At 68.5% G+C, this 22,466-nt stretch carries 23 protein-coding genes; 21 read left to right on the top strand and 2 right to left on the bottom strand.

Annotation, left to right across the window (positions count from 1 at the left end):
* Positions 1-33 precede the first annotated feature (33 nt).
* Positions 34-942, top strand: a complete 909-nt coding sequence (locus tag ABCR94_RS20905) for a tRNA (adenine-N1)-methyltransferase (RefSeq protein ID WP_347121110.1) — start codon at positions 34-36, stop codon at positions 940-942.
* Positions 943-1,140: 198 nt separating this feature from the next.
* On the top strand, positions 1,141-1,707 hold the full coding sequence (locus ABCR94_RS20900; protein WP_347121108.1) for a hypothetical protein: 567 nt from the start codon (positions 1,141-1,143) through the stop codon (positions 1,705-1,707).
* A gap of 33 nt (positions 1,708-1,740) precedes the next feature.
* On the opposite strand, the gene ABCR94_RS20895 is transcribed toward ABCR94_RS20900, so the two are convergent.
* Positions 1,741-2,061, bottom strand: coding sequence for a ferredoxin (locus tag ABCR94_RS20895; protein ID WP_347121107.1), 321 nt, complete (start codon positions 2,059-2,061; stop codon positions 1,741-1,743).
* A gap of 242 nt (positions 2,062-2,303) precedes the next feature.
* Between ABCR94_RS20895 and arc the strand changes: the two genes are divergently transcribed.
* The 7 genes from arc to prcA all read left to right on the top strand — a co-directional run bounded on the left by arc (position 2,304) and on the right by prcA (position 8,369).
* Positions 2,304-4,070 carry a proteasome ATPase gene (arc, locus tag ABCR94_RS20890; RefSeq protein WP_347121106.1) on the top strand — a complete coding sequence of 589 codons (1,767 nt, stop codon included), beginning with the start codon at positions 2,304-2,306 and terminating at the stop codon, positions 4,068-4,070.
* Positions 4,071-4,317: 247 nt separating this feature from the next.
* Positions 4,318-5,829: a depupylase/deamidase Dop gene (gene dop / locus ABCR94_RS20885; protein WP_347121105.1), complete on the top strand. Its 1,512-nt coding sequence runs from the start codon at positions 4,318-4,320 to the stop codon at positions 5,827-5,829.
* A gap of 125 nt (positions 5,830-5,954) precedes the next feature.
* A complete protein-coding gene (locus ABCR94_RS20880) occupies positions 5,955-6,173 on the top strand; it encodes a ubiquitin-like protein Pup (protein WP_347121103.1) in 219 nt (72 codons plus the stop codon).
* A gap of 55 nt (positions 6,174-6,228) precedes the next feature.
* The gene (locus tag ABCR94_RS20875) at positions 6,229-6,621 is read left to right on the top strand and encodes a hypothetical protein (RefSeq protein WP_347121410.1); all 393 of its coding nucleotides are present in this window, start codon (positions 6,229-6,231) and stop codon (positions 6,619-6,621) included.
* Entirely contained in the window at positions 6,596-6,772 is a 177-nt protein-coding gene (locus ABCR94_RS20870; RefSeq protein WP_347121392.1) for an endonuclease domain-containing protein, read from the top strand. Before ABCR94_RS20875 ends, ABCR94_RS20870 begins: the two co-directional genes overlap by 26 nt.
* The gene (gene prcB, locus ABCR94_RS20865; RefSeq protein ID WP_347121101.1) at positions 6,724-7,569 is read left to right on the top strand and encodes a proteasome subunit beta; all 846 of its coding nucleotides are present in this window, start codon (positions 6,724-6,726) and stop codon (positions 7,567-7,569) included. Before ABCR94_RS20870 ends, prcB begins: the two co-directional genes overlap by 49 nt.
* A 50-nt stretch (positions 7,570-7,619) precedes the next feature.
* The gene (gene prcA / locus ABCR94_RS20860) at positions 7,620-8,369 is read left to right on the top strand and encodes a proteasome subunit alpha (protein ID WP_283519003.1); all 750 of its coding nucleotides are present in this window, start codon (positions 7,620-7,622) and stop codon (positions 8,367-8,369) included.
* 97 nt (positions 8,370-8,466) lie between these two features.
* Here the strand turns inward: prcA and ABCR94_RS20855 are convergent, their stop codons facing one another.
* Positions 8,467-9,438 carry a LacI family DNA-binding transcriptional regulator gene (locus ABCR94_RS20855; protein ID WP_347121391.1) on the bottom strand — a complete coding sequence of 324 codons (972 nt, stop codon included), beginning with the start codon at positions 9,436-9,438 and terminating at the stop codon, positions 8,467-8,469.
* 213 nt (positions 9,439-9,651) lie between these two features.
* On the opposite strand from ABCR94_RS20855, the gene ABCR94_RS20850 reads away from it, so the two are divergent.
* The 12 genes from ABCR94_RS20850 to ABCR94_RS20795 all read left to right on the top strand — a co-directional run bounded on the left by ABCR94_RS20850 (position 9,652) and on the right by ABCR94_RS20795 (position 22,461).
* On the top strand, positions 9,652-10,911 hold the full coding sequence (locus ABCR94_RS20850) for an MFS transporter (protein ID WP_347121100.1): 1,260 nt from the start codon (positions 9,652-9,654) through the stop codon (positions 10,909-10,911).
* A gap of 9 nt (positions 10,912-10,920) precedes the next feature.
* The gene (pafA, locus tag ABCR94_RS20845) at positions 10,921-12,282 is read left to right on the top strand and encodes a Pup--protein ligase (RefSeq protein WP_347121099.1); all 1,362 of its coding nucleotides are present in this window, start codon (positions 10,921-10,923) and stop codon (positions 12,280-12,282) included.
* A gap of 187 nt (positions 12,283-12,469) precedes the next feature.
* On the top strand, positions 12,470-13,462 hold the full coding sequence (locus ABCR94_RS20840; protein WP_347121097.1) for an FKBP-type peptidyl-prolyl cis-trans isomerase: 993 nt from the start codon (positions 12,470-12,472) through the stop codon (positions 13,460-13,462).
* Between the two features lie 95 nt (positions 13,463-13,557).
* Positions 13,558-13,932, top strand: a complete 375-nt coding sequence (locus ABCR94_RS20835; protein ID WP_347121096.1) for an FKBP-type peptidyl-prolyl cis-trans isomerase — start codon at positions 13,558-13,560, stop codon at positions 13,930-13,932.
* Positions 13,933-14,043: 111 nt separating this feature from the next.
* Positions 14,044-15,000 carry a helix-turn-helix transcriptional regulator gene (locus tag ABCR94_RS20830; RefSeq protein ID WP_347121094.1) on the top strand — a complete coding sequence of 319 codons (957 nt, stop codon included), beginning with the start codon at positions 14,044-14,046 and terminating at the stop codon, positions 14,998-15,000.
* Positions 15,001-15,025: 25 nt separating this feature from the next.
* Positions 15,026-15,982: a helix-turn-helix transcriptional regulator gene (locus ABCR94_RS20825; RefSeq protein WP_347121092.1), complete on the top strand. Its 957-nt coding sequence runs from the start codon at positions 15,026-15,028 to the stop codon at positions 15,980-15,982.
* A gap of 56 nt (positions 15,983-16,038) precedes the next feature.
* Complete coding sequence (locus ABCR94_RS20820) at positions 16,039-16,287, top strand: hypothetical protein (protein WP_347121091.1); 249 nt, start codon at positions 16,039-16,041, stop codon at positions 16,285-16,287.
* A 17-nt stretch (positions 16,288-16,304) separates the two neighbouring features.
* On the top strand, positions 16,305-16,502 hold the full coding sequence (locus tag ABCR94_RS20815; RefSeq protein WP_283518995.1) for a hypothetical protein: 198 nt from the start codon (positions 16,305-16,307) through the stop codon (positions 16,500-16,502).
* A gap of 210 nt (positions 16,503-16,712) precedes the next feature.
* Positions 16,713-17,009 (top strand): Sec-independent protein translocase subunit TatA, encoded by a 297-nt coding sequence (tatA, locus tag ABCR94_RS20810; RefSeq protein ID WP_347121090.1) that lies wholly within the window; start codon positions 16,713-16,715, stop codon positions 17,007-17,009.
* 62 nt (positions 17,010-17,071) lie between these two features.
* The gene (gene tatC / locus ABCR94_RS20805; RefSeq protein WP_521977421.1) at positions 17,072-18,028 is read left to right on the top strand and encodes a twin-arginine translocase subunit TatC; all 957 of its coding nucleotides are present in this window, start codon (positions 17,072-17,074) and stop codon (positions 18,026-18,028) included.
* An 82-nt stretch (positions 18,029-18,110) separates the two neighbouring features.
* On the top strand, positions 18,111-20,927 hold the full coding sequence (locus ABCR94_RS20800) for a DEAD/DEAH box helicase (protein WP_347121388.1): 2,817 nt from the start codon (positions 18,111-18,113) through the stop codon (positions 20,925-20,927).
* Between the two features lie 166 nt (positions 20,928-21,093).
* Positions 21,094-22,461, top strand: coding sequence for a cytochrome P450 (locus ABCR94_RS20795; RefSeq protein WP_347121088.1), 1,368 nt, complete (start codon positions 21,094-21,096; stop codon positions 22,459-22,461).
* Positions 22,462-22,466: the final 5 nt, after the last annotated feature.

The raw sequence follows: 22,466 nt of genomic DNA, 5'->3' as shown, positions 1-22,466 counted from the left end.
ACAGGCCCTCAAAAAGGCCGGTAGTCTGGTCACATGTCCGAACCGACCGGTGCCGCCCGCCGACGCGGGCCCCTCAAGGTCGGGGACCAGGTCCAGCTCACAGACCCCAAGGGACGCCACCACACGTTCACGCTCGAAGCCGGGAAGAATTTCCACACCCACAAGGGTTCCTTCTCCCACGACGAGCTGATCGGCCTCCCCGAGGGCAATGTTGTCCGTACCACGGGGAACGTCGCCTACCTTGCGCTGCGCCCCCTGCTCCCCGACTATGTCCTGTCCATGCCCCGCGGCGCCGCCGTGGTCTACCCCAAGGACGCGGGGCAGATCCTGGCCTTCGCCGACATCTTCGCCGGCGCCCGCGTCGTCGAAGCAGGTGTGGGCTCCGGCTCGCTCAGCAGCTTCCTGCTGCGGGCCGTCGGTGACCAGGGCATGCTGCACTCCTACGAGCGCCGCGAAGACTTCGCCAAGATCGCCACGCAGAACGTCGAGCGCTACTTCGGCGGCCCGCACCCCGCCTGGCAGCTCACAGTCGGCGACCTCCAGGACAACCTGTCCGACACCGAGGTCGACCGGGTAATCCTCGACATGCTCGCTCCCTGGGAATGTCTTGATGTCGTCTCCAAGGCACTCGTCCCCGGCGGCATCCTCTGCGCCTACGTCGCGACGACCACCCAGCTCGCCCGCACCGTCGAGTCGATCCGCGAGCACGGCACGTTCAACGAGCCGGCCGCCTGGGAATCGATGGTCCGCAACTGGCACGTCGAGGGCCTGGCCGTCCGTCCGGACCACCGGATGATCGGCCACACCGGCTTCCTGCTCACCGCCCGCCGCCTCGCGGACGGCGTGGAGCCCCCGCTGCGCCGCCGCCGCCCCTCCAAGGGCTCGTACGGCGACGACTACACGGGCCCCGGAAGCGAAAGCGGGTCGGCCTCCCGAGGCTGATCCGCCAACAAGCAAGCGCCGCCGCTGAGTTCTCCGACCGACCGGGGAACTGGGCGGCGGCGCTTTTCCGTTGCCCGCCCCCGCCGGACCTCCCGTCAGAAGTCCCAGAAGTCCCTGCGACCCCGCCGCTGCGCCCGGCTGTGACATGTGGCACGATGCTCGCCACCCCACCGGACTGCCCCACAGGAGACATCCCGCGTGCAGACCTCCGTCGTCCCGGACCTCGCGCACACCCGGCCCCGCCCCGTGCACTGGCTGGCCACGGCCGCCGCGATGTGCGCGGTCGTCGCCGCGGCCGGGCTGCTGCAGCCCGGAGCCGCCACCGCCTCCCAGACCGCCCCGGGCCCCGGGCCGGCGAGCGCCGAAGCGCCCACCGCCGCACCCGACGCCTCCGCCGCCGTCTATCCACTGGAGTGCGGGGGAGCCAAGAGCATCGTGGTGAAACAGGGCTCGGCCGACCTCGACGGCGACCGCAGGCCCGAGACCGTGGCGGTCGTGCGCTGCGAGTCGGGCTCCGGCACGCCACCGAGCGGCATCTACGTCCTCACTCGGCCCGCCCGCGTCGTGGCGACACTGGTCGACCCGGCGGACCGGCTGAGCGTCACGGACTTCGCCGTACGGCAGGGGACGGTCTCCGCGACCCTTCTCGGCTACTCGTCACCGGACGTACCCCGCTGCTGTCCGGACGAGCAGGAAAAGGTCAAGTGGCAGTGGCAGGGCGACAAGTTCGTACGAGCCACCCGGCCGGACGCGCGGAGTATGTGAACCAGCACGGGGCGTCGGGGGCTGTGTGAACCGCTACGGGGCGTCGGGGCCGAACACCTCGACGCTGTCCGAAACTCGACGTACATGAATGCAGTCGCCGGGGCACTCCTTGGCCGAGTCGACGACATCCTGCAGCAGCGTCAGCGGTACGGGCGCGGTGGCGCCCGGATTCTGCAGGAGCTCGTCGTCCGAGCTCTTCACGTACGCCAGACCGTCGATGTCCAGCTCGAAGACATCGGGGGCGTACTGCACGCAGATGCCGTCGCCGGTGCAGAGGTCCTGGTCGATCCACACCTCTAGCGGGTCGCCGGTCTGCGCACCGTCGTCGGTGGGAGCCTTCTGCTGCACGGTCATTTCTCCTGCCGTTTCCTGCGTGGTTGTAGCAATTGGAGCCGCCCTTGACGGGTGTTGAACACTTCGACGATACAACCGGCCGCTTTCCGATGTTGATGGGTGGGTATTCCTCTGACGTGAGGGAGTACGCAAGGGTGAAGATCGGACACACCCCGACCGTCTTTGTGATCTAGGGGTTTCAACAAGCACCCGCCCAGGTAGGGTCAGGAAGCGTCCAGCTCCCCTTGGAGGAGGTGAGGACCGTGGCAGCCCACGACGACGACATCAACCGCGGCATCCGGTCCGCGCGAGGGTCCGAGGACCCCGCCGGACAGGTTGCCTATCTCGAGCAGGAAATCGCCGTCCTGCGCCGCAAGCTCGCCGACTCTCCGCGTCATACGAGGATTCTCGAAGAGCGGATCGTCGAGCTGCAGACAAATCTGGCAGGCGTGTCCGCGCAGAACGAGCGGCTCGCCAACACGCTGAGAGAGGCCCGCGACCAGATCGTGGCCCTCAAGGAGGAAGTCGACCGGCTCGCGCAGCCGCCGGCCGGCTTCGGTGTCTTCCTGCTCGCCAACGAGGACGGCACCGCCGACATTTTCACCGGTGGCCGAAAGCTCCGGGTCAATGTCAGTCCCAGTGTGGAGCTCGAAGAGCTCCGGCGTGGCCAGGAGCTCATGCTCAATGAGGCGCTCAACGTGGTCGAGGCCATGGAGTACGAGCGCGCCGGCGACATCGTCACCCTCAAGGAAGTCCTTGAGGACGGCGAGCGCGCCCTGGTGGTCGGGCACACCGACGAGGAGAGGGTGGTGCGGCTCGCCGAGCCGCTGCTGGACGTAACCATCCGCCCCGGCGACGCCCTGCTGCTCGAACCCAGGTCCGGCTATGTCTACGAAGTGATCCCGAAGAGCGAGGTCGAGGATCTAGTCCTCGAAGAGGTTCCGGACGTCGACTACGACAAGATCGGCGGTCTGGGCAACCAGATCGAGCTGATCCGCGACGCGGTCGAGCTGCCCTACCTCTACCCCGACCTCTTCAAGGAGCACGAACTGCGCCCCCCGAAGGGCATCCTGCTCTACGGTCCGCCCGGCTGCGGCAAGACGCTCATCGCCAAGGCCGTCGCCAACTCCCTTGCCAAGAAGGTCGCCGAGGTGACCGGCCAGCCCACGGGGAAGAGCTACTTCCTCAACATCAAGGGCCCGGAGCTCCTCAATAAGTACGTCGGTGAGACCGAGCGGCACATCCGCCTCGTCTTCCAGCGTGCCCGGGAGAAGGCGAGCGAGGGTACCCCCGTCATCATCTTCTTCGACGAAATGGAATCGCTCTTCCGCACCCGTGGTTCCGGTGTCAGCTCGGACGTGGAAAACACCATCGTCCCGCAGCTGCTCGCCGAGATCGACGGCGTGGAAGGCCTGGAGAACGTCATCGTCATCGGCGCCTCCAACCGCGAGGACATGATCGACCCGGCGATCCTGCGGCCGGGCCGGCTCGACGTGAAGATCAAGATCGAGCGTCCGGACGCCGAGGCGGCAAGGGACATCTTCGCCAAGTACCTGAAGTCCCGCCTCCCGCTGCACTCCGACGACCTGGCCGAGAACGCGGGCTCCAGGGAAGGCGCGGTGCACGGCATGATCCAGACCGTCGTGGAGCAGATGTACGCCGAAACCGAGGAGAACCGCTTCCTTGAGGTCACGTACGCCAACGGCGACAAGGAAGTCCTGTACTTCAAGGACTTCAACTCGGGCGCGATGATCCAGAACATCGTCGACCGGGCCAAGAAGATGGCCATCAAGGCCTTCCTCGACCAGAACCAGAAGGGCCTTCGGGTCTCCCACCTCCTCCAGGCATGCGTGGACGAGTTCAAGGAGAACGAGGACCTGCCGAACACCACGAACCCGGACGACTGGGCCCGGATCTCCGGCAAGAAGGGCGAGCGGATCGTGTTCATCCGCACGCTCGTCACCGGAAAGCAGGGTGCGGACACCGGGCGCTCCATCGACACGGTGGCAAACACCGGGCAGTACCTGTAGATCACAGACCGGCTGCGGGTGCCTGCACGGGCATCCGCAGCCGGTTGCTTTCTCCGACACGGCGACCCGCGCCTCGACCGCAGCAAGCAATGACGGAATTGATCTCCCCACCAGCGCATGGGCGTTCTAGGCTCTTCGGTACCGCCGGGTCGCGCAGTGCGGGGACGGGCACCGCACACGCACCGGACAACCAGCGGTACTTGAGCGTCGCCTCCGTCCGGGGGCGGCGCCGGGCAAGGAGGGCCGCATGACCGTACGGCGAGTAATGGGCATTGAGACGGAGTACGGCATCTCTGTCCCCGGCCACCCCAACGCCAATGCCATGCTCACCTCGTCCCAGATCGTCAACGCCTACGCGGCGGCGATGCACCGGGCGCGCCGCGCCCGCTGGGACTTCGAGGAGGAGAACCCGCTGCGGGACGCACGGGGCTTCGACCTCGCACGCGAGTCCGCCGACTCCAGCCAGCTCACCGACGAGGACATCGGCCTGGCCAATGTCATCCTCACCAACGGCGCGCGGTTGTACGTCGACCACGCGCATCCCGAGTTCAGCTCGCCGGAGGTCACCAACCCGCTGGACGCGGTGCTCTGGGACAAGGCGGGCGAGCGCATCATGGCGGAGGCCGCGGAGCGCGCGGCGCAGCTTCCCGGGGCCCAGCCGATCCACCTGTACAAGAACAACACCGACAATAAGGGCGCCTCGTACGGCACCCACGAGAACTATCTGATGAAGCGGGAGACCCCCTTCTCGGACATCGTGCGCCACCTGACGCCGTTCTTTGTGTCCCGGCAGGTCATCACCGGTGCCGGCCGCGTCGGAATCGGCCAGGACGGCCACGAGCACGGCTTCCAGATCAGCCAGCGCGCCGACTATTTCGAGGTCGAGGTCGGTCTCGAAACCACCCTCAAGCGACCCATCATCAATACGCGCGACGAGCCGCACTCCGACGCCGAAAAGTACCGCAGGCTGCACGTGATCATCGGCGACGCGAACCTCTCCGAGATCTCGACGTACCTGAAACTGGGCATGACCGCCCTGGTGCTTTCGATGATCGAGGACGACTTCATCAAGGTGGACCTGGCGATCGAGCAGCCGGTGCGCACCTTGCACCAGGTCTCGCACGACCCGACGCTGAAGCGGCTGATCACGCTCCGCAGTGGCCGGACCCTCACCGCCGTGCAGCTTCAGATGGAGTACTTCGAGCTGGCTCGCAAGTACACCGACGAGCGGTACGGCGCCGACGCGGACGAGCAGACCAAGGACGTCCTGTTCCGCTGGGAGGACGTGCTGAACCGGCTGGAGAACGACCCGATGAGCCTGTCGGGCGAGCTGGACTGGATCGCCAAGCGGGAGCTCCTTGAGGGCTACCGCCGCCGCGACAGCCTGGACTGGGACGCGGCCAGACTCCATCTGGTGGACCTCCAGTACGCCGACGTACGCCCCGAGAAGGGCCTCTACAACCGGCTGGTGGCCCGGGGCAGGATGAAGCGGCTGCTGGGCGAGGACGCGGTCGAACGGGCCGAGACGAAGCCTCCCGAGGACACCCGTGCCTACTTCCGCGGCCGCTGCCTTGAGCAGTACGCGGACGACGTCGCGGCGGCCTCGTGGGACTCGGTCATCTTCGACCTGCCGGGGAGGGACTCGCTCCAGCGGGTACCCACCCTGGAACCGTTGCGTGGTACACGCAATCATGTCAAGGAGCTTCTTGACCGGTGCCGTACGGCCGAAGATCTGGTCCGGGTGCTGTCGGGCGGCTGAAAGGGCCGGCGGGTGGGAATCATTGAGGTGGTGACCGCGCGTTGTGGAAGTACGGCGCGAATGTCGGACCCCACTTGTAGGGTCTGATCAAGGACATCGAACCGAGCGAGCGGGGTGAGGTAGAGATGGCAGCCAAGGACAACGACGGCGGGCAGCAGAAGGCGACGCGTTCCACCGAGGAGGTCGAGGAGACCGCGCAGGAAGCGCAGGGCTCCGAGGATCTCAAGGAGCGGCAGGAGAAGCTGAGCGACGATGTCGACTCGGTACTGGACGAAATCGACGACGTCCTAGAGGAGAACGCAGAGGACTTCGTGCGGTCATTTGTTCAAAAAGGTGGTGAGTAGGTAGCAAATGTCCGAAATGGGCGAATGTAAGAAATGCTCCCGATGTCAGCGGACATTGCAGCGCGAGGTATTCGCCAGCAATCGCTCGACGAGTGACGGTCTTCAGGCCTACTGCAAGGAGTGCGCCGCCGAGTACTACCGGCAGCGTCAAGAGGCGAAGGGGCGTGCGGTGCGGGTGAAGGTGCCCGTGCCGCGTGGTAGTAAGCGGTGCCCACAGTGTGGGGAGATCAAAGCTCACTCGGAGTGGGAACCGAACTCGACCACGCCGGACGGTTACGCAAGCTACTGCAAGGTGTGCCGGGCGGGGCGGAACCAGCAGAGCTACTTCAAGCGGAAGTACGGCATCACGATGGCCGAGCGCGACGAAATGATCTCGTCGCAGGGGTATCTGCTCGATCTGCTTGTCTGCGCCCGCAGTTCATGTGGATCATTGCCACCCGACGGGTAGGGTCCGAGGCGTACTTTGCTTCAACTGCAATTCGGCCATCGGCAAGTTGGGGGACGACCCCGACACCTTGCGTCGGGCCGCCGCATACCTGGAGGGAAACGCGTGGAAGCCAACACTCGTAGCACCGGGCGTCTACCAGCTGCCTTCCTGACGCCGGGCTCGTCGTCGTTCATGGACTTCCTGGGCGACCACTCGCCCGAGATGCTCCCGGGCCGGCGCACCCTGCCGCCCATGAAGGGCGTCATCGAGGCGCCGCACGGCACGACCATCGTCGCGGCGTCGTTCCCCGGCGGTGTGGTGCTCGCCGGTGACCGCAGGGCCACCATGGGTAACATGATCGCGCAGCGCGACATCGAGAAGGTGTTCCCGGCCGACGAGTTCTCCGCGGTGGGTATCGCGGGCACTGCCGGGCTCGCCATTGAAATGGTCAAGCTCTTCCAGCTGGAGCTGGAGCACTTCGAGAAGGTCGAGGGCGCCACGCTCTCCCTGGAGGGCAAGGCCAACCGGCTCTCCACGATGATCCGCAGCAACCTGGGCATGGCGATGCAGGGTCTGGCCGTCGTCCCGCTCTTCGCGGGGTACGACGTCGACCGCGAGAAGGGGCGGATCTTCTCGTACGACGTCACCGGCGGCCGTTCCGAGGAGAACGGGTACGCGGCCACCGGCTCGGGCTCGGTCTTCGCCCGTGGGTCGATGAAGAAGCTCTTCCGTGAGGATCTGACGGAGCAGCAGGCCATCACTCTGGTCATCCAGGCGCTCTACGACGCGGCTGACGACGACTCGGCGACCGGCGGTCCGGACGTGGCCCGCAGGATCTACCCGATCGTCACCATCATCACCGAGGACGGTTTCCGCAAGCTCACCGAGACGGAGTCCTCCGAGGTGGCCAGGTCGATCCTGGAGCGGCGTATGGAACAGCCCGACGGTCCCCGCGCCGCGCTGCTCTGATCTGCGCATCTCCGATGCATTCGCCACTGACAGAAAGGGACGGATAGCCGGTGTCGACGCCGTTCTATGTCTCACCCCAGCAGGCCATGGCCGATCGGGCGGAATACGCCCGGAAGGGCATCGCCCGTGGTCGCAGCCTTGTTGTGCTGCAGTTCGCCGACGGCATTGTGTTCGTCGGCGAGAACCCGTCCCGTGCGCTGCACAAGTTCAGCGAGATCTATGACCGGATCGGCTTCGCCGCCGCCGGTAAGTACAACGAGTACGAGAACCTGCGCATCGGCGGTGTCCGGTACGCGGATCTGCGTGGATACACCTACGACCGCGACGATGTGACGGCCCGTGGCCTCGCCAACGTCTACGCGCAGACGCTGGGCACGATCTTCTCCAGCAACGCGGAGAAGCCGTACGAGGTGGAGCTGGTCGTCGCCGAGGTCGGTGCCGAGGCCGACGGTGACCAGATCTACCGCCTGCCGCACGACGGTTCGATCGTGGACGAGCACGGCTCGGTCGCGGTCGGTGGCAACGCGGAGCAGATCAGTACCTTCCTCGACCAGCGTCACCGCGACGGAATGACGCTCGCGGAGGCACTCAAGCTGGCCGTGCAGGCCCTCTCGCGGGACACCAACGGCAGCGAGCGGGAAATTCCCGCGGAGCGCCTTGAGGTGGCGGTCCTGGACCGTACGAGGCCGCAGAAGCGCAAGTTCAAGCGCATTGTCGGCCGCCAGCTGACCCGCCTCCTTGAGGCGGACGGCAACGCGGCCGAGCCGACCGAGGTGCCTTCGGACACCGAGGAGGAGTAGCTCGGCCGCTCTCCGAGCGCTTCATCCGATCCCCGGTCCGCCCAGCGGCCCGGGGATCAGGTGTGCGGGGCCGCGAAGGGACCAGATCCCGGAAGCCTCAGGCGCGGGCGGTGGAGCCGCGGGTGACGAGTTCCACCCGGAGGTCGCCCCCTTCGGGTGTGCGGCCGTCCAGGACGGCCAGCAGCGCCGCCATGCCGCGTTCTCCGACCTGCTCGGCCGGCAGTCGCACCGTGGTGAGTTCGGGCTCCACGGCGGTCGCCAGGGCCAGGTCGTCGAAGCCGGTGACCGAGACGTCCTCGGGCACCCGCAGACCGAGGCGGCGTACCGCCTTGCAGGCGCCGGCCGCGATGATGTCGTCGTCACAGACGAGCGCCGTGGGCCGTGGGCCGGGCCCGGTGAGCGCGGCCTGCGCGGCCTGTCGGCCGCTGTGCACGTCCAGCGCGGTGGGGACCGTACGTACAACGACGTCGGGGACTCCGCGCAGTGTCTCGCCGATCGCCCGGGCCCGCACCTCGAAGGTCCAGGAGTCCACGGCCGAAGCGAGATGGACGAACCTGCGGTGGCCCAGCGCGAGCAGATGCTCCGTCACCTGGCGCATCCCGTCGGCGATGTCGAGGTTCACATGGGCGGCGGCGCCGGGGTCCGCCGGGTCGCTGTCGAGCATGACCAGGGGCAGCGCGGCGCCCCGGATCGCGCCGAGCGCCCCGGCTGCCATGGAGGAGGCGATGATCCCGTCCAGTGCGGCCCGTGCCGAGGCGAAGGGGTCCCTGGCGGGGCCGATGCCGTCGGGGGAGGGGTAGAGCACCACGCCGAAGTCGTGCTCGGCGGCGGTGCGGGCGGCGCCTGCGTAGACCCGGGCGAAGAATTCGTTGGTGAGGGCGGGGACGACGAGCAGTGCGGTCCTGGTCCGGCCGAGTCGCAGGCTGCGGGCGGCGAGATTGGGCCGGTACCCCAGCTCTCTGGCTGCCCCGCGCACCAGTTCCGCGGTGCGCTCCGAGACCCGTCCGCGCCACTTGTCGCCGAGGACCAGTGACACGGTGGCCTGCGACACTCCGGCGGCCCGTCCCACGTCCCTGCTGGTCGGGGCCGCGTCGGCGGCCGATTCGCGCCTTGCCCGGCGGGGCCCGGCGGCGCCGTGGGTGTCGTCCGGGCTGGTCACTCGTGCCTCCGCGCGTCAACGGTGTCGCTGCCGCGGGGTGGACCCGCGCGCTGGCCCCATGGTACGTATGACCCTGGAAGTTATACGTAAAACCCCGGCTTGTACCGGAGGAGAGGGACGGACATGGCTGCGGGATACGCGGAACTGCTCAGAACCAGGTACGCCGCCCGCCTGCTGGCCGGGACGCTGGTGGGGCGCCTGCCGAACGCCACCGCGCCGATCGCGATCGTGCTCTTCGTCCGCGCCGAGGGCGGCAGTTACTCCCTGGCAGGCGCCCTGGCGGCGATCTACGGTCTCTCCAACGCGGTCGGCCAGCCGCTGCTCGGCCGCGCCGTCGACCTCTTCGGGCAGCCGCGCGTCCAGCTCCCCTCCGCCGTCCTCTCGGCCCTGGGGATGGTCCTGCTCACGCTCGCCGGCATCGATCCGCTGCTTCTCGCGTACGCCGCCGTGATCGTGGCCGGCCTCTTCACCCCGCCCCTCGAAGGGGGCCTGCGGGCGCTCTGGACGGACGTACTGGGCCGCGAGGACCGGGTGCACCGGGCGTACGCCATGGACGCTGTGGCGCAGGAGGTCATGTTCACCGTCGGGCCGCTGCTCGTCACCCTGCTCGTGTCGCTCTGGTCGCCCGCCGCCGCGCTGCTCGTGATCAACGCGATAGGCGTGCTCGGCGCGCTCTCGGTCGTCCTGTCGAAGCCCTCGCGTGCCTGGCGCTCCGCGCCCCGCGAGGCGCACTGGCTCGGCGCGCTGCGCTCGCCCGGTCTGCTCGCGCTGCTCGGCGCCTTCTTCTTCGTCGGCCTCGCGCTGGGCTCGATCACGGTCGCCGGAATCGCGTACGCCGACGACCACGGCCGCGAGTCGGTGTACGGCCTGCTGATGGCCGCGCTCGGCCTCGGCGCGCTGTTCGGCGGCCTGCTGTACGGCGCCCGCCAGTGGGCCGGCGCCCCCGAGCGGAGGCTGCGGGTCATCGTGGCGCTGCTCGCGCTCGGGTACCTGCCGCTGATGCTCACTCCGGGCGTGGCCGCGATGACCGTGCTCGCCGGTGTCGCCGGTGTCTTCCTGGCGCCCGCGCTCGCCTGCGCGTTCATCGTCGTCGACCGGCACGCTCCGCGTGGCACCGTCACCGAGGCGTTCTCCTGGCTGGTCACCACCTTCGGCGTAGGCGCGGCGGTCGGTACGGGAGCGGCAGGACCGGCCGTGGAGCACGGTGGGACCGCCGCGAGTTTCGCCGTGGCGTCGGTCGCCGGAGTCGCTGCGCTGGTGGTGTTGCTGACCACCCAACGGGTTCTCACTCCTCCCGTTGCCACCGACTCGGTGGTCAACCCTTCGGGAAATGATCGAATCCGTGCGGCCGAACCCGGTTTCAGGACAGGCCATAAGGCGTAATGTTCAGTCATGGACCGCCGCATTTTCGGGCTGGAGAACGAGTACGGCGTCACATGCACGTTCAGGGGACAGCGCCGACTGTCTCCCGACGAAGTGGCGCGCTACCTCTTCCGCCGTGTTGTGTCATGGGGCCGCAGTAGCAACGTCTTCCTGCGGAACGGCGCCCGCCTCTACCTCGACGTGGGATCGCATCCGGAATACGCAACTCCCGAGTGCGACAACCTGACCGAGTTGGTTACGCACGACAAGGCAGGCGAGCGCATTCTCGAAGGCCTGCAAGTCGACGCCGAACGCCGCCTGCACGAGGAGGGAATCGCGGGCGACGTCTATCTCTTCAAGAACAACACCGACTCTGCGGGGAACTCCTACGGCTGCCACGAGAACTATCTGGTGGCCCGCCACGGAGAGTTCTCCCGGCTCGCGGACATCCTCATCCCCTTCCTTGTCACACGGCAGATGATCTGCGGTGCCGGCAAGGTACTCCAGACGCCACGTGGCGCGGTCTTCTGCGTCAGCCAGCGTGCCGAGCACATCTGGGAGGGCGTCAGTTCCGCGACCACCCGCTCCCGGCCGATCATCAATACCCGCGACGAGCCGCACGCGGACGCCGAGCGCTACCGCAGGCTCCACGTCATCGTCGGCGACTCGAACATGTCCGAGACGACCATGCTGCTCAAGGTCGGCGCCACCGACCTGGTGCTGCGCATGATCGAAGCGGGCACGGTGATGCGTGACCTCACCCTGGAGAACCCGATCCGGGCCATCCGCGAGGTCAGCCACGACATCACCGGCCAGCGCAAGGTGCGCCTGGCGAGCGGGCGCGAGGCATCGGCCCTCGAAGTACAGCGCGAGTACTACGAGAAGGCCGTGGACTTCGTCGACCGGCGGGGCATCCGCACCGGCAATGTCGCTCAGGTCCTCGAACTGTGGGGCCGCACCCTGGACGCGATCGAGGCCGAGGACCTCGACCGGATCGGTACCGAGATCGACTGGGTGATGAAGTACAAGCTCATCGAGCGGTACCGGGCCAAGCACAACATGACGATGTCGAACCCGCGGGTCGCACAGATCGACCTCGCGTACCACGACATCCACCGCCGTCGCGGGCTCTACTACCTCCTGGAGAAGAGGGGGCAGGCCGCCCGCATCTGCAACGACCTGAAGATCTTCGAGGGCAAATCAGTGCCTCCGCAGACCACCAGGGCGCGGCTGCGCGGCGACTTCATCCGCAGGGCCCAGGAGCAGCGTCGGGACTTCACCGTCGACTGGGTGCACCTCAAGCTCAACGACCAGGCGCAGCGCACCGTGTTGTGCAAGGACCCGTTCAGATCGGTCGACGACCGTGTCGAGAAGCTCATCGCCGGGATGTGAGCCGTAGCGGTGTGTGAGCCGTAAACAGCAGTCAACACCGGACAGCAGCAGACAACAGTTGGCAAGGCTGCGCGCCGGGACGTACATGTCCCGGCGCGCAGCCATGTCAGTACCCGTGGTGCTGCTGGGGCGAAGTCGTAGAGTGGCAGGCAGTGCCCGGACCCCCTCTACTCGCGAGTTGGACTGAATGAACCCCACTAAGACTGTCCGCCGTGCCGCTGCGGTACTGGTAGTTCCCGCCCTGCTGCTGACCGCGGCCTGCGGGTCCGACTCAGGTTCCGAGGACGGCGAGGCGAAGAAGAGCAGCGCCGCCACGGTTTCCGGAAAGTTCGGCGACGAGCCCAAGATCGAGATTGCCAAGGGCGCGGAGCCCTCCAAGAAGCTCGTCGTCAGCACCGTCAGCGACGGTGACGGCGTCGCGGTGAAGAAGGGCGACTTTGTACGCGTCGACCACAGCGGCAAGGCGATGAAGGACTCCAAGCCTCTCGGCAGCAGCTGGACCAAGGCTCCGGGAGCAGACCCGAAGGCGCCGCGCACCCAGGTCGTGCAGGAGATCGGCGCGCCGAGCCAGATGCTGCCCGCCAAGGTGCTCGATTCCCTGGTCGGCCAGAAGGTCGGCAGCCGGGTCGAGATCGAGGGCACCGCCGACGCGATCATCGGTCAGCAGCTGAACCCGCAGTCCGGGATCAAGCCGACGGACGGCCTGGTCTGGGTCGTCGATGTGGTCGCTGCCAAGAAGGTCGACAAGAAGGCCGAGGCCAAGGGCGAGCAGGCGGCCTCCGAGGCCGGTCTGCCCGAGGTGAAGACCACCCCGCAGAAGGCCGCGACGATCACCATCCCCAAGGGTGACAAGGCCCCCAAGGACCTCAAGGACCAGGTTCTGATCAAGGGCACCGGCGCCGAGGTCAAGGCGGGTCAGGGCCTCGTCGCGCAGTACACCGGCGTGAAGTGGGAGGACGGCAAGAAGTTCGACTCGTCCTGGGACCACGGTGGCGCCACCGGCTTCCAGATCGGTGCCGGCGCGGTCATCCCGGGCTGGGACAAGGGCCTGGTCGGCAAGCACATCGGCGACCGTGTCCTGCTGAGCATTCCCGCCGCCCAGGCGTACGGCTCGAACCCGCAGAGTGAGCTGGCCAAGAACAACCTGCTCTTCGTCGTCGACATCATCGACACTGTCTGAGCCGCTCGTCCCCGGTCCTGTCCGGCCCGTACCGTCCGTCCGCCCGTGGCAGACTGGTTCGGTTGTCCACAAGATTCATTCGTAGGAGCACTTTCGTGAGCATCGAGAAGCCCGAGATCGACTTCCCGGAAGGTCAGGCCCCGGCCGACCTTGAGATCAAGGAAATCTGGGAGGGCGACGGCGCGGAGGCCAAGGCGGGCGCCACCATCAAGGTCCACTACGTGGGTGTCGCCTTCTCCACCGGCGAAGAGTTCGACGCCAGCTGGAACCGCGGCGCCCCGCTGTCGTTCCAGCTCGGTGCCGGCCAGGTCATCGCCGGCTGGGACCAGGGCATGCAGGGCATGAAGGTCGGCGGCCGTCGCAAGCTGACCATCCCCGCGCACCTCGCGTACGGCGACCGCGGCGCGGGTGGCGGCGTCATCGCCCCGGGCGAGACGCTGATCTTCGTCTGCGACCTCGTCGCGGCCTGATCGACCGGTAGCGGTACGAGGGCCCGCGCCTTGTGGCGCGGGCCCTCGGCTTTTGCCGCGACACCCCGGGGCGGTACGGTCAACGGTCGTAGAGCAAGAGAGAGGGTGCCGATGGCGATTGCCAAGGCCGAACGGTTGATGAATCTGGCGCTGTGCCTGCTCGGGACCCGGCGCCCGCTCAGCAAGCGGGAACTGCGGGGGTCCATCGAGGCTTACCTGGAAGCCAGTACGGACGACTCCTTCAACCGGATGTTCGAGCGCGACAAGGACGATCTGCGCGAACTCGGTCTGGTCATCGACACCGTCGAGAATCTCGACGGCGACACCGGCTACCTCGCCCGCCGCGACAGCAACCGGCTGCCCGCCATCACCCTCGACGCCGAAGAGGCCGCCGCGCTCACCCTCGCCGCGAAGGTCTGGCAGCAGGCCAGGCTGGCCGGCGCCGCCAGCGGCGCCCTGCAGAAGCTGCGCGCGGCCGGGATGCCGGAGGCGGACGACCCGTACGCGGTCCACCACAGCGCCCTGGAGCCGCGGATCCCGGTGCACGAGGCGGCCTTCGAGCCGCTGATGCTCGCCTGCCGCGACCGCCGCACCGTCGTCTTCGACTACCGCAAGGCCACCGCGGCCCGCCCCGAGACCCGGCATGTGGAGCCGTGGACGCTGGAGTGCTGGCGCGGCCACTGGTACCTCGCGGGCTGGGACCGCGACCGCAGCGCCGAGCGCGTCTTCAGGCTCTCCCGGATCACCGGGAAGGTCCGTTCACGCACCGGCGCGTTCACCGCGCCCGTGCCGGACGTGGTGACGGTGCGCGAGACGGTCGAGAGCTGGGCGGGGGAGACCGCGACCCGTACCGCGCTGATCAAGCTGCGCTCCGGCTCCGGCTACCCGCTGCGCGCCCGCTCCACCGCCGTGCGCGACCTCGGCGGCGGCTGGGACGAACTGGCCATCCCGTACGGGCACGGGCTCGACGCCTGGCTCGTCGAATTCGGCCCGGACGTGGTTGTACTGGAGCCCGCTGATCTGCGGGCGGACGTCGTGGACCGGCTGCGCGCCGTGGCCAAGGACTAGCAGGACCGAGGGGGACACGTACTTCATGGCCACGAACGCGATCGACCAGACCCGCCGCATGCTCTCGCTGGTGACCTATCTGCGCGAGCGCCCCGGCGCCCACGTCACCGATGTCGCCCGCGCCTTCGGGATCACCGAGGACGAGCTGATCTCCGACCTGGATGTGCTGCCCATGTGCGGCACCAGCTTCCGGGGCGGTGACCTGCTGGACATCGACACCGACGGTGACCGCATCTGGTGGCACAACCCCGACGATGTCGCTGAGCCGCTGAAGCTCGCCGCCGACGAGGCCACCGCGCTGCTCGTCGCCGCCCGCGCCGTCTCCACCCTGCCCGGACTGCGTGAGGGCGACCGGCAGGCACTGCTGCGCGCCACGGCGAAGCTGGAGGCCGCGGCGGGCGAGGAGGCGAGCGCCAGCTCCCGCCTCTCGGTGACCTTCGAGTCCGAGGGCGGGGTCTTCGCCGACGTCGACCGGGCGATCTCCGAGCGGCGCCGGCTGTGGCTGCGCTACTACTCACCGGCGCGCGACGAGCTGACCGAGCGCGAGGTCGACCCGATCAGGCTCTTCGCGGTGGGCCACACGTACATGGAGGCCTGGTGCAGGCTCTCCGAGGCGCGGCGTACGTTCCGCCTCGACCGGGTCGCCGAGATCAAGCTGCTCGACGAACCGTCCGTACCGCCCGAGATCGAGCTGCGTGACCTCTCGGAGGGGCTTGTGCAGCCCGCGGCGGACGACCCGGAGGTCGTGGTGCAGGTCGGCCCCGGCGGCCGCTGGGTGGCCGAGTACTACCCGCACGACAGCGCCGAGGAGCTGCCCGACGGCGGTCTGCGGATCACGCTGCGCACCCCCGATCCGGCCTCGCTGCGGCGCCTCGCGCTGCGGCTCGGCAGGGACGGGCACATCGTGGCGCCCGGATATCTGGCGGTCAGCGCACGTCAGGCGGCGCGCGAGGCGCTCACCGCCTACGACGGGCAGGCGTAAGCGGGCAGGCGTAAGCGGGTGACGTAAGCAGGTTTAAGGAGAACGGAGAGATTTCGATGGTGCCCGGAACGACCACCGCGGTGGGCCCGGTCCTCTTCAAGGCGGCCTGCCCGGACTGCCGTGCCCGCGTCGAGCTGTCGGCGGGCTCGCTGCGGCTGGCCATCGGCGCCAGCCACCGCAAGACCTTCTACGCCTTCACCTGCCCGGAGTGCGGCGTCGCGGTGCGCAAGCCGGCCGGTGAGCGCATCGTGGAGCTCCTCACCGTGGGCGGCGTACGGACACTGCGCCTCCACTCCACGTTCTGAGCGTCTAGGCTCTGCGCATGCTCTGGCCGATGCTCGCAATCGCTCTTGGTTTCTGTGGTCTCGCCGTGCTCGGCGTCCTGGCGGTCAAGGTCTTCCTTGAGGTCCAGCGCCTGGGCACCCAGGTCGCCGACACCTCGCAGCAGATCAACCGGGCCGCCGAGAATCTGGAGCGGGCGGCGGAGGATCTGGCCCGTACCGGCGAGACGCTGCGGTAGCGCACGCGCCCTCCACCGGCCAGGACCTGGGCGGTATCCTGCAGATGGCGGCCCTGTCAGCGAGGCGCGGGCCGCAATCCGTAGTACGCGCGGGCATTGCCCTGTGTTTACCCCTACGGGTTACGATCGCAGCCAGCGCGGCGACCGGACAAGTGTCCGGCCGGTCGAGCACCAGACCCCCTGTCGCCTCGGTGAAGAAGGTAATCAGCTATGGGTAGGCTCGGCCCCACCGAGATCATCCTCATCCTCGTCATCATCATCCTGCTGTTCGGGGCCAAGAAGCTTCCGGACATGGCGCGCTCGCTGGGCAAGTCTGCCCGCATCCTCAAGAGCGAGGCCAAGGCGATGAAGAAGGACGACGACCCCAGCGCCCCGGCCGACCCGCCGGCCCCGGGTGCCACCCCGGACCAGACCGTCCAGACTCCGCCGCGCACGATCCAGGCCGCTCCCGGCGACGTGACCAGCTCGCGTCCCGTGAACGAGCCGACCGACACCAGCAAGCGCTGAGACCTGGGCCGCCGCAGGCACCTTGACCGGTGACCGCCTGCCGCACGAGATGAGGACGTGGGTTGCTCAAGACTGCCCGCAAGTCGGAGAAGGATCCCGAGGGGCGCATGCCCCTCGTGGAACACCTGCGTGAGCTCCGCAACCGGCTTGCCAAGGGTCTGCTCGCGATCATGGCGGTCACGATTGTGGCCCTCGTGTACAGCGAGGACCTCATGGAGTTCCTGACGGACTCGGTGCCGAAGTGCCCCCCGGGCGTCACGAGCGACGGTGGTAACTGCGCGATCGTCTCCTTCAATACGTTGATGGCGCCCTTCAGCGTGACGATCCAGCTCAGCCTCACGGCCGGTCTCGTCGTCGCGAGTCCGGTCTGGCTCTACCAGCTCTGGGCCTTCATCGCCCCCGGGCTGCACAAGACCGAGAAGAAGTACACGTACGCCTTCGTCGGCGCCGCCGTACCGCTCTTCTCGGCGGGCGCCTACCTCGCCTACCTCATCCTCCCGGTCAGCGTGAAGGTGCTCATCAGCCTCACCCCGCCCGGTTCGGCGAACATCCTGTCGCTCGGCGACGTACTCGACTTCACGCTGCGCATGGTGCTCGTCTTCGGACTCGCCTTCGAGCTGCCGCTGGTCCTGGTGATGCTCAACATCACCGGCATCCTCAGCGGCCGTCGTATGGTCCGCTGGTGGCGCGGCGTCATCATGGGCGTCTTCGTCTTCGGCGCGGTGATCACTCCCACCACCGACCCGATCGGCATGCTCGCCCTGGCCGGTCCGATCACCGTCCTGTACTTCATGGCCGTCGCGTTCTCACTGGCCAACGACCGACGCCGCAGGCGCAACAACCCCGACACGGAGCTGGACGACGACGAGGCGTCCGATCTTGATCTCACGCCCGAGGCGGTCGGTGGCGTCGAGGCGGTCGAGACAGTCCCGGCGTCGCGTGCGTTGCCCGAAAAGGCGGGCGCGCCGAGCGGCGGGCCGCGGCCGAAGCAGCTGAACGGGTACGACGACGCCACCTGATCCACCGCCCAACAAGGGTGTCTCAGCCCGTCCATAAAGATCGGGCTGAGTGTCATACCTGGCGGGTAGGCTCTTGAACAAGATGACAGAGGACCTCTCCCCAGCTGAGCGGTACGCCGCAGCTCGCGCGCGCACCGCCGAGCAGGCCACCGCGCTCGCACCCTTCCGTGAGCTGTACGACTTCGATCTGGACCCGTTCCAGATCGAGGCGTGCAAGGCCCTTGAGTCAGGCAAGGGCGTGCTCGTCGCCGCCCCGACCGGCTCGGGCAAGACGATCGTCGGTGAGTTCGCCGTGCACCTGGCGCTCGCCGAGGGCCGCAAGTGTTTCTACACCACGCCCATCAAGGCGCTGTCCAACCAGAAGTTCCAGGACTTCGTCAGGCGTTACGGCGCCGACAAGGTCGGCCTGCTGACCGGTGACAACAGCGTCAACTCCGATGCCCCGGTGGTCGTCATGACCACCGAGGTCCTGCGGAACATGCTGTACGCGGGCTCGCAGTCGCTGCGCGGGCTCGGCTATGTGGTGATGGACGAGGTGCACTACCTCTCCGACCGTTTCCGCGGAGCCGTGTGGGAGGAGGTGATCATCCACCTTCCCGAGTCGGTGACGCTGGTCTCGCTGTCGGCGACCGTGTCCAACGCCGAGGAGTTCGGCGACTGGTTGGACACCGTCCGCGGTGACACCGAGGTGATCGTCTCCGAGCACCGGCCCGTGCCACTTTGGCAACACGTGCTCGCCGGGCGCAAGATGTACGACCTCTTCGAGGAGTCCGACGACGGCAGGGGCGGCAGGCGCGAGGTCAACCCCGACCTGATGCGCATGGCCCGGACGGAGAACAGCACCACGTTCCACGCGCGCGGCCGTCGCGGCAGGGAGCCGCGCGATGCCGACCGGGAGCGGGAGCGCAGGGCGAGCGGCCGCATCTGGACGCCCGCCAGGCCCGAGGTCATCGAGCGGCTCGACTCCGCGGGGCTGCTGCCCGCGATCACCTTCATCTTCAGCCGCGCGGGCTGCGAGGCCGCCGTGAAGCAGTGCCTGTTCGCGGGCCTGCGGCTCAACGACGAGGACGGGCGCCGACGGGTGCGCGAGATCGTCGAGGCGCGCACGGCGTCGATCCCCAACGAGGACCTGCATGTCCTCGGGTACTACGACTGGCTCGAAGGCCTGGAGCGGGGCATCGCCGCACACCACGCGGGCATGCTGCCGACCTTCAAGGAGGTCGTCGAGGAGCTGTTCGTCAAGAACCTCGTCAAGGCCGTCTTCGCGACGGAGACCCTCGCACTCGGCATCAACATGCCCGCCAGATCAGTGGTGTTGGAGAAGCTCGTCAAGTGGAACGGCGAGCAGCACGCCGACATCACACCCGGCGAGTACACCCAGCTGACGGGCCGCGCCGGGCGGCGCGGCATCGACGTCGAGGGCCACGCGGTGGTGCTGTGGCAGCGCGCCATGGACCCGGGCGCGCTGGCCGGCCTCGCCGGGACGCGCACCTATCCGCTCAGGTCCAGCTTCAAGCCGTCGTACAACATGGCCGTCAACCTGGTGCGGCAGTTCGGGCAGCACCGCTCGCGCGAGCTGCTTGAGACGTCGTTCGCGCAGTTCCAGGCGGACAAGTCGGTCGTCGGGATCTCGAAGCAGGTCCAGAAGAACGAAGAGGGCATCGAGGGCTACCGGGAGGGCATGACCTGCCACCTGGGGGACTTCGAGGAGTACGCGCGGATGCGCCGCGAGCTCAAGGACCGTGAGACCGAGCTGGCCAAGCAGGGTGTGACGCAGCGCAGGGCCGCCGCGGCGAACTCGCTGGAGAAGCTCAAGATCGGCGACGTCATTCATGTGCCGACCGGCAAGTTCGCCGGTCTGGCGCTGGTGCTCGACCCGGGGCTGCCTGCCGGGCGCGCCAACGGGCACCGCGGGATGGAGCACCACGACGGGCCCCGGCCCCTGGTGATCACCGCCGAGCGGCAGGTCAAGCGGCTCGCTTCGATCGACTTCCCGGTGCCCGTCGAGCCGCTGGAGCGGATGCGGATCCCCAAGTCCTTCAACGCGCGCAGCCCGCAGTCGCGCCGCGACCTGGCGTCCGCGCTGCGCACCAAGGCCGCGCACATCGACCCTGACCGGCACCGCAGGCCGCGGGCGGCCGCGGCCGACGACCGTGAGATCGCCCGGCTGCGCACGGCCCTGCGGGCGCACCCCTGCCACGGCTGCGACGAGCGCGAGGACCACGCCCGTTGGGCCGAGCGCTTCTACCGGCTGCAGCGGGACACGCGGCAGCTGGAGCGGCGCATCGAGGGGCGGACGAACACCATCGCCCGTACCTTCGACCGGATCTACGCCCTGCTGACCGAGCTCGACTATCTGCGCGGCGACAAGGCCACCGAGCACGGCAAGCGGCTCGCCAGGCTGTACGGCGAGCTCGACCTGCTGGCTTCCGAGTGCCTGCGCGAGGGTGTGTGGGAGGGGCTCAGCCCGGCCGAGTTGGCCGCGTGCGTCTCTGCCCTGGTGTACGAGGCGCGGCAGTCGGACGACGCGGCCGCGCCCAAGCTGCCCACGGGGCCCGCGAAGACCGCCATGGCCGAAATGGTCCGCATCTGGGGCAGGCTCGACGCCCTGGAGGAGGACCATGAGATCAACCAGACGGAGGGGGTCGGGCAGCGCGAGCCCGATCTCGGCTTCGCCTGGGCGGTGTTCATGTGGGCCTCCGGCAAGGGGCTCGACGAAGTGCTGCGCGAGGCCGAGATGCCGGCCGGCGACTTCGTCCGCTGGTGCAAGCAGGTCATCGATGTGCTGGGCCAGGTCGCGGCGGCCGCGCCGCACGACGGCAGCACGGTCGCGAAGAACGCCCGCAAGGCGGTCGAAGCCGTGCTGCGTGGTGTCGTCGCGTATTCGTCGGTGGGCTGAGTCCGGCCCGGAGCACCGGCGTTTTCGCGCGGGGAGGGGCGGCAACCAGCCATCCGGCCAACTCGGTTGTCCACAGGGGCTGGTGGAGTGTCCGACCCGTCGGCTTCGATGGGGTCAGTCGCGCGCAGCACCCGATGCGCGCCACCCGAGCAGGGGAGACCCCAACATGACCACGGATGCCGGTGCGGCCGTCGACGTACAGCTGCAGGAGTACCGGTCCGTGCCGGGGCCGCGCGGGCTGCCGTTCCTCGGCAACCTGCCGCAGTTCGGTAAGAACCCGCTGGCCTTTTTCGAACGGTTGCGGGCGCACGGGGACATGGTGCGGTGGCGGTTCGGCCGCACGCCGTGTCTGTTTCTCGCCGATCCGCAGCTCGTCGGTGAGCTGATCACGGAGGTCGAGCGGAGCTTTGACCAGCCCGAACTGGGCATCGCGTTCCGGACGTTGATGGGCAACGGCGTGATCGTGGCCCGTGGCCCCGACTGGCGGCGCAAGCGGTCGTTGGTGCAGCCGTCGGTCCGGCCCAAGCAGGTACGGTCCTACGCGACCACGATGGCGGAGTGCGCCGTTGAGCTCGCCGACGGCTGGTCGGACGGTGAGCGTGTAGACATCAAGCGGGAGATGGCGGCCCTGACTCAGCGGATCGCCGTACGTACCATCTTCGGCACCGGCGCCGCGGCCGACGCCGAGGCGATCGGCCGGGCGATGGATGTGGCGCAGCGGGAGATAGGCGCGGAGTTCAGCGGAATCGGGGCGCTGTTGCCCGACTGGTTGCCGACACCGGGGCGGGCCCGCATCAAGCGCGCCGCGGCTGTCATCGACGCGGAGGTCGCCCAGGTGGTCGCGCGGCACCGGAACGGCGACGGTGAACGGCCCGATCTGCTGAGCCGGCTCCTCGCCGCGCAGGACGAGACCGGGGCCCGCCTCTCGGACGAGGAGATCCGCGACGAGACCGTCACCCTGTACATCGCCGGGCACGAGACGACCAGCAGCACCCTGGTGTGGGCCTGGTACCTGCTCGCGCGCAATCCACGGGTGCGGGCCGCCCTCGCCGAGGAGCTGGATCGGGTGCTCGGCCACCGGGAGCCGGACTTCGACGACTTCGCGAAGCTCACCTACGCCCAGGCGGTGGTGAAGGAGACCCTGCGGCTGTATCCGACGATCTGGCTGCTCACCGGGGTGGCCAAGGTCGGCGCCCGGATCGGCGGACTGCCGGTGGCGCCGGGGACCAGGGTGTGGTGCAGCCAGTGGGTCACGCAGCGGGACGCGCGGTGGTTCCCGGAGCCCGAGGAGTTCCGGCCGGAGCGCTGGGACGCCGAGAGCGGCGAGGACATACCGGAGTACGCCTGGTTCCCGTTCGGGGGCGGCCCGCGGGTCTGCCTCGGCGCGCGCTTCGCCATGGTGGAGGCGGTGCTGATCCTGGCCGTCCTCGCGCGGCGGTTCGACCTGGACGTCGACCCCGGTGAGATACGGCCCGTACCGTCGCTGACGCTCCAGCCGGACCGGGAGGTGCGGGCGACGGTACGGGCGAGGTAGCTGGG

The sequence above is a fragment of the Streptomyces changchenzhani genome, from assembly GCF_039766235.1.
In the GTDB taxonomy this organism is placed as follows: Bacteria; Actinomycetota; Actinomycetes; order Streptomycetales; family Streptomycetaceae; genus Streptomyces.
The sequence above is the reverse complement of the archived record's forward strand: the minus strand, read 5'-3'. Positions and strand labels throughout refer to the sequence as shown.